9 protein-coding genes are annotated in these 11,382 nt (G+C 45.7%); 1 reads left to right on the top strand and 8 read right to left on the bottom strand.

Going from position 1 to position 11,382, the window contains the following annotated elements; genetic code table 11:
* Positions 1 to 16: 16 nt before the first annotated feature.
* From nuoH to ndhC, 7 genes are all read right to left on the bottom strand, one after another.
* Positions 17 to 1,027 carry an NADH-quinone oxidoreductase subunit NuoH gene (gene nuoH, locus ACEWB7_RS06675; protein ID WP_004785081.1) on the bottom strand — a complete coding sequence of 337 codons (1,011 nt, stop codon included), beginning with the start codon at positions 1,025 to 1,027 and terminating at the stop codon, positions 17 to 19.
* A gap of 3 nt (positions 1,028 to 1,030) precedes the next feature.
* Entirely contained in the window at positions 1,031 to 3,709 is a 2,679-nt protein-coding gene (gene nuoG, locus ACEWB7_RS06670) for an NADH-quinone oxidoreductase subunit NuoG (RefSeq protein WP_312316820.1), read from the bottom strand.
* A gap of 11 nt (positions 3,710 to 3,720) precedes the next feature.
* On the bottom strand, positions 3,721 to 5,052 hold the full coding sequence (gene nuoF, locus ACEWB7_RS06665) for an NADH-quinone oxidoreductase subunit NuoF (RefSeq protein WP_004785084.1): 1,332 nt from the start codon (positions 5,050 to 5,052) through the stop codon (positions 3,721 to 3,723).
* The gene (gene nuoE / locus ACEWB7_RS06660; protein ID WP_312316817.1) at positions 5,049 to 5,558 is read right to left on the bottom strand and encodes an NADH-quinone oxidoreductase subunit NuoE; all 510 of its coding nucleotides are present in this window, start codon (positions 5,556 to 5,558) and stop codon (positions 5,049 to 5,051) included. The genes nuoF and nuoE overlap by 4 nt, the downstream gene beginning before the upstream one ends.
* A 14-nt stretch (positions 5,559 to 5,572) precedes the next feature.
* On the bottom strand, positions 5,573 to 7,360 hold the full coding sequence (gene nuoC / locus ACEWB7_RS06655; protein ID WP_004785088.1) for an NADH-quinone oxidoreductase subunit C/D: 1,788 nt from the start codon (positions 7,358 to 7,360) through the stop codon (positions 5,573 to 5,575).
* Between the two features lie 90 nt (positions 7,361 to 7,450).
* Entirely contained in the window at positions 7,451 to 8,131 is a 681-nt protein-coding gene (locus ACEWB7_RS06650; RefSeq protein ID WP_004785090.1) for a NuoB/complex I 20 kDa subunit family protein, read from the bottom strand.
* Positions 8,132 to 8,137: 6 nt separating this feature from the next.
* On the bottom strand, positions 8,138 to 8,683 hold the full coding sequence (gene ndhC, locus ACEWB7_RS06645) for an NADH-quinone oxidoreductase subunit A (RefSeq protein ID WP_004785092.1): 546 nt from the start codon (positions 8,681 to 8,683) through the stop codon (positions 8,138 to 8,140).
* A gap of 574 nt (positions 8,684 to 9,257) precedes the next feature.
* On the opposite strand from ndhC, the gene ACEWB7_RS06640 reads away from it, so the two are divergent.
* Positions 9,258 to 9,614 (top strand): hypothetical protein, encoded by a 357-nt coding sequence (locus ACEWB7_RS06640; protein ID WP_312308478.1) that lies wholly within the window; start codon positions 9,258 to 9,260, stop codon positions 9,612 to 9,614.
* A gap of 60 nt (positions 9,615 to 9,674) precedes the next feature.
* On the opposite strand, the gene bfmS is transcribed toward ACEWB7_RS06640, so the two are convergent.
* The gene (gene bfmS / locus ACEWB7_RS06635) at positions 9,675 to 11,351 is read right to left on the bottom strand and encodes a sensor histidine kinase BfmS (RefSeq protein ID WP_312308476.1); all 1,677 of its coding nucleotides are present in this window, start codon (positions 11,349 to 11,351) and stop codon (positions 9,675 to 9,677) included.
* Between the last annotated feature and the right edge of the window lie 31 nt (positions 11,352 to 11,382).

Raw genomic sequence — 11,382 nt, 5'->3', positions numbered from 1 at the left:
TGTTCTCCCTGCTGTCTTAGGCCTGATTCAACAGAATCACAGCACCAGTCACCAAAAGGTTAACCAACGCCAATGGCAAGCAAATTTTCCAACCAAAGTTCATCACCTGGTCATAACGTGGACGCATTAAAGAACCACGCGCCAATACAAACATCATTACGAAGAATGCTGTTTTAATAATGAACCAGAATGCTGGTGGAAGGAAATCAAGACCAAATGGTGCTAACCAGCCACCGAAGAACAGGGTTACGATCAATGCAGAGATCAGTACTACGTTCACGTATTCCGCAACGAAGAACATACCCCATTTCATACCGCCATATTCTACGTGGTAACCTTCCGCCAGTTCCTGTTCTGCTTCTGGTTGGTCAAATGGGTGACGGTGAGTTACCGCAACACCTGCAACCACGAAGATCAGGAAGCCTAAGAACTGAGGAATGATAAACCATACATCTTTCTGTGCTTCTACGATTTCACGCATGTTGAATGAACCGGCAATTGCCACTACACCCATCAGGGAAATACCCAGGAACACTTCATAAGAAATAGTTTGTGCTGCTGAACGTAGACCACCAAGCAATGCGTATTTGTTGTTAGAAGACCAACCACCAAACAGTACTGCATATACCGCAATACCTGCCATTGCCATGAAGAACAACAGACCGATACTCATGTCTGCAACACCTAGATAAGGTGACACAGGAATAACCATGAACGACAGCACCGCAGTTGCCATCGCAACTGCTGGAGCCATACGGAAAGTCAATTTATCGGCAAATTTTGGTGTCCAGTCTTCCTTGAACATGATTTTCAGCATGTCGGCAACAATCTGGAACATACCGCCCGGACCTACACGGTTCGGACCGTAACGGTCTTGCCACAAGCCGAGTAAACGACGTTCAATAAAAGACATCAACGCAGCGATCAGTACTACAACCAGTAAGATCACGATCGCTTGAAGTACTGAATAGGCGATTGGCCAGTTTTCAGCCCACAGCGGCGTTTGACGGATTAATTCTTGTTCCATGAATTACGCTCCTACCGCGACTGAAACAGGCTCTGCAAGAGATACCGTTGGTGCAAGACCAATTGGGTAGCCAATATAACCTGTTGGTAAGTATTTAATCACTTGTACAGGAAGAACAATTGAAGTCTCGCCTGCTTTCACAGTGATCTTCTGACCGTCTTGCAGGTTCAAGCGTGTAGCATCTTGTTCACCCACTGCAAATACTGCGTCAGGAATACGTGATTCCATTGCCGGAGTTTTGATGGTGAACTCGCCAGATGCAAAGATGTGATGCATTGGTACCAGACGGAAGCTTTCAGCATTTACAAGCACAGGTGCTGGTGCAACGAAGCTACGCGCTGGACGTTTTGGTAAACGGTCGAATAAACGAACGCCTGAATCACCGCCTTTTAAGTGACCGCCTACTTCATCCTGGTATTTGTTCCAGGCTTGTGGAGAGTTCCAGCCTGCAGCCCAAGCAAATGGTACCAGTGAAGATGGAGTCTCATCACCGACATAACCTTCCATAGAGAATGTTAATGCAGTGTCTTTATCAGTAGGTTGTTTCGGCTCATGTACAGACAATGGCGCACGCATCGACGTACGACCTGAGTAACGACGTGGTTCACGTGCCACTTTCAGACCATGGACACGGAAGCCTGCATCTGGTGCTACATCCAGAATACCTTCAAGTGCAGGAACGTTGCTTGCTACTGACTCGATCACATCATCCAGTACAGTCCAAGAAATCGCTTTGCCTTGTACACCTGTTTCCAGTGCGTGTAACCAGCGCCAAGATTCTTTGATTGCCAGTTCCGGGTTGTAGTAGTTAGGGTCATACACTTGGTAGAAACGTTGTGCACGGCCTTCTTGAGAAACGACAGTACCATCACCTTCAGCAAATGAAGCAGCAGACAATACAATATTGGCTTTCTTCACAGTCGCAGTTTCAGAGTGATCCAATACGATCACCTGTTTGCCTGCAAGCGCAGCATCAACCTGAGCTACTGGTAAACGACGGTATAGATCGTTTTCTACAATTAGGACAGTGTCATAGTCTTGTGCAAATGCTTGTTCAAGGCTTTGACCACCGAAGATTGCCAGCCCCATTGAGTTCACTTCAGGAACAGTCAAGGTCAGACCAGCATTACCAAGGTTCTGTGCTACTTGTGCAGCAGCTTCCATGATGGTTGCGTCTTGTAGACTTGTGCCAGAGATGATCAGTGGCTTCTTCGCAGCTTTTAGCGTATCTGCAATGGTTTGTGCAAATGCTTTCGCATCGTCATCAAGACCAGTGATGACTTCACCTTTCACGCCCGCAGCAATCGCGAAGCCTAAACGTGCGATGTCATTTGGAGAAGCAACTACTTCACCTTCTGCAACGTCAGACAAACGAGTTTGTGTTGCAGCCAGAATGTAAATCGGAGATTTAGCATCTTGGGCAATACGTTGTACAGGTTCAGCCAGCCATTCTTGCGTACGGCGCTCTGCAGCCATTTCCTTGCCTTTATTTTTCGCAGCTTGGCGAACAGATAAAGCCATACGTGGCGCAGTTTGAGTCAGGTCTTCACCCAGAATCAGTACCGCATCATAGCTTTCGATTTCACGCATGTTCGGGTTATAGACACCCTCGGTTTGCATGATCGATGCAGCCAGTTCAACCAGATTTTGCTCTTTTTGAGCCATACCGGTTGAATAGTTATCTTGACCAACTAATTCACGTAGCGCGAAGTTAGCTTCAAGTGATGCACGTGGTGAACCGATCCCCAGAACTTTTTTGCCCTGGATTTTCGCAATCACAGTATCCAATGCTGTATCAACAGAAACTGTTTCTACATTCGTGCCAGTACGGAACTGTGGCTGACGTGGACGGTCTTTACGGTTTACATAACCGGTACCGAAACGGCCTTTATCGCACAGGAAGTATTGGTTAACTTCACCATTGAAACGGTTTTCAACACGGCGAAGCTCGCCATAACGCTCACCTGGAGAGATGTTACAACCTGAAGAACAGCCATGACATACGCTTGGTGCGTACTGCATGTCCCATTTACGGTTATAGCGTTCCGAGTGAGTCTTATCGGTGAATACACCAGTCGGACACACTTCAGTCAGGTTACCTGAGAATTCAGATTCCAAAGTACCTGATTCCGGACGACCGAAATAAACGCGAGAAGCGTTTGCATATACGCCGAAATCCGTACCGCCCGCATAGTCTTTGTAATAACGAACACAACGGTAACATGCGATACAACGGTTCATCTCGTGCGCAATGAACGAACCAAGTTCTTGGTTGTAATGCGTACGCTTGGTGAACCGGTAACGACGACGGTCATGTTGTGTCATCACAGTCATATCTTGCAGGTGACAGTGGCCACCCTCTTCACAGACTGGACAGTCGTGCGGGTGATTGGTCATCAAGAATTCAACAACAGAAGCACGGAAATCTTTTGCTTCTTTGTCTTCAATCGAGATGTAGGTATTGTCAGCAGCCGGTGTCATACATGACATGACCAAACGACCACGCGTATCTTCTGGATTCGCGTATTGAGTCACAGCACATTGACGGCAAGAACCGACAGAACCTAAGGATGGATGCCAACAAAAGTATGGGATGTCGATGCCAAGACTCAAACATGCTTGCAGCAAGTTTTCCGAGCCGTTGACTTCATACGATTTTCCATCGACATGAATTGTAGCCATAGTCGAATTCCTTAAGCTTGTTCTACGTTGCGGGTTTGAGCGGCAGCATTTACGACTTTCGCTTCAAATTCGCCACGGAAATGTTTGAGTGCGCCCATTAACGGTTCCATAGCACCTGGTGCGTGAGCACAGAAAGTCTTACCAATCCAAAGCTTACGAGTCAGTTCTTGTAAGTGATCGATATCTTCTTTCTTGCCAGTACCATCTTCAAGTGCTTTAAGCGCTTTCACCGCCCAAGGTAAGCCATCACGGCAAGGTGTACACCAGCCACATGATTCACGCGCAAAGAATTCTTCGAGGTTACGGGTTGCTGAAACCATACATTGGGTTTCATCAACTACCATCAATAGACAAGTACCTAAACGTGAACCTGCTTTCATGATGCTTTCCGCATCCATCGGAAGATCGATATGCTCAGCAGCCAGGAAGTCAGTTGATGCACCACCTGGTAACCATGCTTTCAGCTTCAAGCCGTCACGCATACCACCGGCATGTTCTTCAATCACTTCACGTGCAGTTGTACCGAATGGCAGTTCCCATAGACCTGGGAATTTTACTTTACCTGATGCACCGTAGATTTTTGTGCCTGGATCTTTCGATTTACCCGCAGATAAGCCGATGTACCATTCTGGACCACGCAACATGATGGCTGGCAAGTTGTTGTAGGTCTCTACGTTGTTGACAATCGTAGGACGACCCCAAGCACCTGCAACCTGCGGGAATGGCGGTTTGGTACGCGGGTTTGCACGGCGACCTTCAAGCGAGTTAATCAATGCAGTTTCTTCACCACAGATATAACGACCCGCACCGGTATGCACGTGTAACTCGAAGCTCCAGCCAGAATCCAGGATGTTGTCACCCAAGTAACCTTTGGCACGAACCTGCTCAAGTGCTTCGTTCAGGTACTTCGCCGCTTCGATGTATTCACCACGGATGAAGATATAACCTTGAGTTGCTTCAAGGGTATAAGCTGCAATCAGCATACCTTCGATCAGCTGGTGAGGAAGATCTTCCATCAACAGACGGTCTTTGAAGGTACCTGGTTCCATCTCATCGGCATTACAAATCAGGTAACGTGGACCTGAATTGTCATTTGGCGCCATCAGCGACCATTTGATCCCTGCCGGGAAGCCTGCACCACCACGACCTTTTACGGTTGCTGCCTTTACAACTTCCAGCACTTCTTTCGGTGTCATAGACAGGGCTTTTTTAAAGCCTGCATAGCCTTCAAGCGCTTCGTAGTCATCAACGTGACGGACATTTGCTTGTTTGCTTAGACGCCAAGTCAGTGGATGCGTTTCCGGGTTACCGTCGCCATAAATTGGTTTTGGTTCGGTATTCATACATACTTCTCCAATAACTGTTTAATTGATGTCACTTCCACTAGACCGTGAGTGTCTTCATCAATCATGAGGGTTGGACCTTTGTCACAGTTACCTAGGCAGCAAATTGGAAGCAAGGTAAAACGGCCATCCGCTGTGGTTTGGCCGAACTGGATACCCAATTCACGCTGGAATGCTTCTGCTAAAGTCTCCGCACCCATCAAGAAACACGCAATTGAGTCACACAGTAAAATTACGTGACGACCCACTGGCTGACGGTAAATACGGTTATAGAACGTTGCAACCCCTTCCAAATCGGCAAGGCTCATGCTGAGCATTTGCGCGATGGCATTCATTTGCGCATCATCTACCCAGCCATTACGGCGTTGTACACACTTCAGCGCATCTAGACACGCTGCACGTGGGTATGGGTAGTGCCCCATGTGATGTTCGATATCGTGAATTTCGTCCGCAGTCAAAATTCCTTCAACATTCACACGTGGCTTTTTATCAGTCAAAATCATCATAATGCGTTTACCCCTTAGCGATCCACGTCAGCCATTACGACGTCGATTGTCGCTAAATAAATGATTAAGTCAGATACAAGACTGCCGTTAATCACAGAAGGCATTTGCTGTAAATGCGTGAAAGTTGGTGTACGAATACGGGTACGGTAACTCATGGTTGACTTGTCTGAAGTCAGATAATAAGTCGACGCACCTTTCACCACTTCTGCCATCACAGATGACTCACCTGCAGGCATTACAGGACCCCAAGAAACGCTCAAGAAGTGCGTAATCAAGGTTTCAATATCTTGTAATGTTTTGTCTTTTGGTGGTGGAACAGCCAGCGGATGGTCCGCTTTGTACGCACCAGAAGGCATATTCTCTAGACACTGCTTAATGATTTTCAGTGACTGTTCAATTTCACGGAAGTGAACAATCACACGAGCATATGCATCGCCTTCGTACTCTACTGGCACTTCGAAATCATAGTTTTCATAACCACTGTATGGACGGTATTTACGAACATCAAAGTCGATACCTGTCGCACGCAGACCAGTACCTGTTACGCCCCATGCCAATGCAGATTTCGCATCGTACTGAGCCACATTACGGGTACGACCCACAAATACAGAGTTTTTCAGTGCTGCAGTATAGTATTCGTTCAAACGTTTAGGCATCCAGTCGAGCAAGTCTCGAACCAGTTTTTCCCAACCATTTGGCAAGTCATGTGCAGTACCACCGATACGGAACCATGCTGGATGCATACGGTAACCAGTAATCGCTTCCACGATGTCATATACTTTCTGACGGTCAGCGAACATATAGAATACAGGGGTCATACCACCGGCATCCTGAATCGCAGTACCGATGTACAGCAAGTGGTTATTGATACGGAACAGTTCCGACATCATGACACGAATACATTGTGCGCGGTCTGGCACAGTAATACCTGCCAGTTGTTCCACACCCATCACATACGGCATGTTTTGAGCACAACCACCTAAGTAGTCCACACGGTCAGTATAAGGAATAAATGAATGCCAAGTTTGACGTTCAGCCATCTTTTCCACACCACGGTGGTGATAGCCAATATCTGGCACACAGTCTTTCACTTCTTCACCATCCAACTGCAAAATTACACGGAACGCACCGTGCGCAGATGGGTGGTTAGGACCCAAGTTCAGGAACATGAAGTCTTCGTCTTTATTACCACGCTTTAAGCCCCAATCTTCAGGCACAAAGCGAAGGTGTTCTTGCTCGAAGTCTTGTTTGGCTTGGTTCTGCATATACGGGGTATATTCAGTCGCACGTGCAGAATATTCCTTACGTAGCGGGTGACCTTCCCAGTAGGTTGGCAACAAGATACGACGGAGCATTGGATGCCCTTCGAAATTGATGCCGAACATGTCATAAGCTTCACGCTCATACCAGTTCGCATTTGGCCAGATATTCGTTGCGGTCGGAATATTCAGATCGCTGTCGCTTAATGCAACTTTAATACGAATGTCACAGTTACGCTCTAAAGATAATAAATGATAGAACACTGTGAATTCTGACGCAGGCAAACCGTCACGGTGCGTACGTAAACGCTCATCTACTGCAGACAAGTCGAATAGCATCACGTATGGACGTGGCACGGTACGCAAGAACATCAATACTTCTTGTACACGTGCGCGCTCAACCCAAACTGTCGGAAAATCCTCGAAAGTCGTTTGCACAAAGAAGTTCTCACCAAACTTGGTTTTGAGCTCTTCAATGATGGCAAATGCTGGGCGTGAATCAACTGCTGTTGATTCTGGCATAGCAATGTCAGTTTCAGCCATTGGCTTGGCTTCCTATTTAATACAAATTCAGTCAACCTAAACGACAACTACACCCATAGCGGGTGCACAACAAAAAACCGGTCGTTTAAATTATTTAATTTCATCCATAGAGCGTAAGTTCTTCACAGCCACACGCTGGTCTTTCTTACGGTCACGTTCCGGCATCATCTTTGGCTTATACACTGGCTTAAGATCATCACCGATTACCGCAGACAGCGGACGACGCTCTAATTGAATTTGGTCTTGTAACAGCATTAATGCCTGGATCAATGCTTCAGGACGTGGTGGGCAGCCCGGAACGTATACATCTACCGGAATAATCTTATCCACACCTTGTACGACTGAATAAATATCGTACATACCACCTGAGTTCGCACACGCACCCATTGAAATAACCCATTTCGGTTCAAGCATCTGTTCATACAGACGTTGGATTACCGGAGCCATTTTCACGAAGCATGTACCTGCTACAATCATCAAGTCTGCCTGACGCGGTGAAGCACGGATAACTTCGGCACCGAAACGTGACAAGTCATGTACACCGGTCAAAGTCGTTGCATATTCAACGTAGCAGCAAGATGTACCAAAGTTAAATGGCCAAACTGAGTTCTTACGACCCCAGTTCACTGCTGTGTGCATTACATCCTCTAGGCGAGTCATGAACACATTTTTATTCACTTCTTCTTCTAGAAGCGGATCTTCTACAACGATACGCTCTTGAAGTGGATATTCATCAGCATTCGGATTCGCACGGGTTAATGTATATTTCATCCCGAGTTACTCCTTATCAGAGGGTTGAACTTGTGATTTTTTCACAAGACCAGATGATTGAGCTGGGATTTGACCAGTTGGATCCATAACCAATTCTTCAACAGAGTTGAAGCGCGTAATTTCTGCAAGATCCATATTTGGCGAACCAATTTTAGCTTTATATCCTGCTGCTTTACGTCTGTCTGAAGGTGCCCAGTTCAGTGCGCCTGTCGATAATTCGTAAACCAAACCAACAAGTAAAACCAAAATAAAGATAGCTGCAGTTGCAAAACCAATCCAACCTACTTCACGAACAGAAGATGCCCATGCATACAGGTAAAGTGCTTCGAGGTCGAAGACTACAAAGAAAATTGCAACTAAATAGAATTTCGCAGACAAGCGGATACGAGCTCCACCTGCGCTGACTACGCCTGACTCAAACTGCTCCTGCTTGGCACGGCCCCATGATTTACCCCCGAGGAGTAATGGGACAGTGAGCATAAAGACGCATAAAAATGTAACGCCGATCACGAAGGCAATAATTGCCCATTCGTATGGAGTAATGGCACTCATGCGGGGATAACTCCTGGCAGGCCGATTTATTAACAAAGAATGTATGTATTGGCCTTCAAATACACCAAACACAAAATTAATCCCGCCAATTGTACCTGATTTTGGATTTCACTTGCTAGCTTATAAGCCTTAGTCTTTTGGATGATTTTTTAGACATTCCTAATTTTATTCTGGCTTTAAGCTCACAGAATCTCAACCGATCGTTTTTTTAAATTAAAGTTTAAATTTCCATTATTTTTTCTAAAACCAGATAGGCTTTTAAAGCTCTGCTTAATTAAGCCTCACTCCTTGTACAGTGGCTGGCTACCCACCCCATGAAAAGAAACTTATAAAGAATCAATCAAAAACATTTCACCTTTGCATAATGCCTCGAAAAAATCAGTGTGTTTTTAAAAGATGTTTAACATGAATGTTGTCATTCAATTAGAAGTCGCCCTTTTCTGCCCGCTCTCGGTAAGCCTTAAAAGAGCAATTGTGTATTTTTGCAACACGTCCAACAGTTTGATTCAGATTATGATATTTCTATTTTTAAACACACTATGACATTTATAAAGTAACAATAAGGAGTCCATGCATGTCTCTACGATTTACCCATAAACCCGATTATTTTTTCTTTGCGCAATTATTGATGCGACATGTAGAAAGCTATATTCAAAAACATCAGGATGCCAGCAATGCAATGTTTGACTTAGGGGATATTCATAAACTTTTCCAGACAGACTATGCCTCTTCCAGCATTAACTTGGACGGTATTATGAATATTGCCGATGAGTACAAGCTTGAAACCTTATCTGGCGACCAGAAACTAATCCAAAGCTATCAGGTAGATGTTAAAAATAACAAGCTACTGATCAACTTCAATTCTGATGCCTTAAACAGCCTGAAAGAAGGCAAGCCACTGATTGAACCGGATGCTACCATCCATGAATAATCCCCTTTAAATAGCCATAAAAAAACGATACCTATGTATCGTTTTTTCTCACCTAAACTCTTATTCTGACTGATCTGACACTTCAGCTTTTTCCAGTTTTTCGATAGGTTTTTGCTTGATTTTTTTACCATAACGGCTTGCTGGCCAAATCATGATAAAGCGTGCACCACCCAGTGTCGGACTTTGATCGACCTGAATCTCTCCACCAAACCAGTAAGCAATCCGGCTGACAATAGACAAGCCCAAACCATACCCGCCTGAAGCACGGGTACGACTATCATCCAGTCGGGCAAAGGCTTCAAAGATACGGGCACGGTCAGCTTCCGGAATCCCCGGACCATCATCTTCTACACAGATATACGCCATACCCTTAGCATCTAGTCCGCCGCTGATCAGGATTTTCTGCTCACAGTAGCGTACTGCATTCCCCACCAGGTTTTGAACCACACGATGCAGGTAACGTCGTTCAGCTTCTACGGTTACAGGTACTGGCATTGGCAGCACTTCAACTTCTTTTCCAGTTTTTAGAGCATCTGTTTCGACTGCGACCTGCTCCAACACTTCAAACAGATCAACATCTTCAAATTCAATTGAAGGCATACCCTGTTCCAGTTTGGCATAGGTCATGATTTCATCGATCAAGGTATTTAAGGCTTCAATATCTTTATCGATCTGCTCAACCTGCTGCAAGCGATAATCATAGTCGTCTTCATCTGCCATCATTTCTACAGCAAAACGGATACGAGCCACGGGTGTACGCAGTTCATGCGATACGGCACGCATCAATTCACGCTGCGCTTCAATCAGACGCTGAATATGATCCGACATATTATTATAACTGGAAGCCAGCGTCGCCATCTCATCACTACCCTCAACCGGAAGACGCAATGACATGTTCCCGGTTTTCATCTTGTTCAGGGCATAGCTCACTTCACGCAGTTTACGCTGCATTGGCACCAGCAGACCATAAATTCCCAGACTTAAGACAAACAGGCTCAATAAGGTAATTCCGGCAGCTAACTGGAATGGCATCCAGTTAAATAACGGCACTGGCCCCATGACCAGCACTTCAGACGTCGAGCTAGGTATAGGAGAAATGATCGAAATCGTAGTACCACGAATTGAGGCACTATCACGATATAGGATAATGCTGTGATCTAGACGCAAACGTCCGATCTGCTCGGAATCTAATGGCAAGCTTTGGACATTTTCGATCGAGATTGGATAAGAGAAATAGTCCTGAATTCGCTTCAGGTATTCTTTTTCCTGACCTGGGTAGTACACCAGATAATCCAGAATAAAGACCGGTAAAGCCTTCATCTGACGTTCAGTAATATTATCCGCCTTAATATAAAGATAATGACTTGGATCATCACGTAGCCCGATGACAATATAAGCTACCCCGGTTTTGGCATCCCAACGCACGACTGCCTTACGGTCAGCCAGACGTCGACCTTCCGCCCGGGTAATATCCACTTTACTGGCTTCGACATAGTAGATCGGCAATTCCAACAGATCAGACGCATCTGAAACCCAATCCATCTTTTGCTGCAGATTAGGCTGTCTCGCAACCCCCTCACTGATGATATATGCCATACCATCAGTCAGGGATTCACGATACTCCTGCGCACGCTGGTAGTTGATGATCTGTACCAGCAGATAGCTGAATACTGCCACCAGGACCACAAGCATGACCAGGCCTGCGTATATCCGCAAAAATATACTGTGTTTAAACACCTATTAATTATCCTGTTTATTCAGGCGGCTA

The sequence above is a fragment of the Acinetobacter sp. NIOH-H-8 genome, from assembly GCF_046635365.1.
Lineage (GTDB): Bacteria > Pseudomonadota > Gammaproteobacteria > Pseudomonadales > Moraxellaceae > Acinetobacter.
Note: the sequence above shows the minus strand (reverse complement) of the source record. Positions and strands in the feature narration are given on the sequence as shown.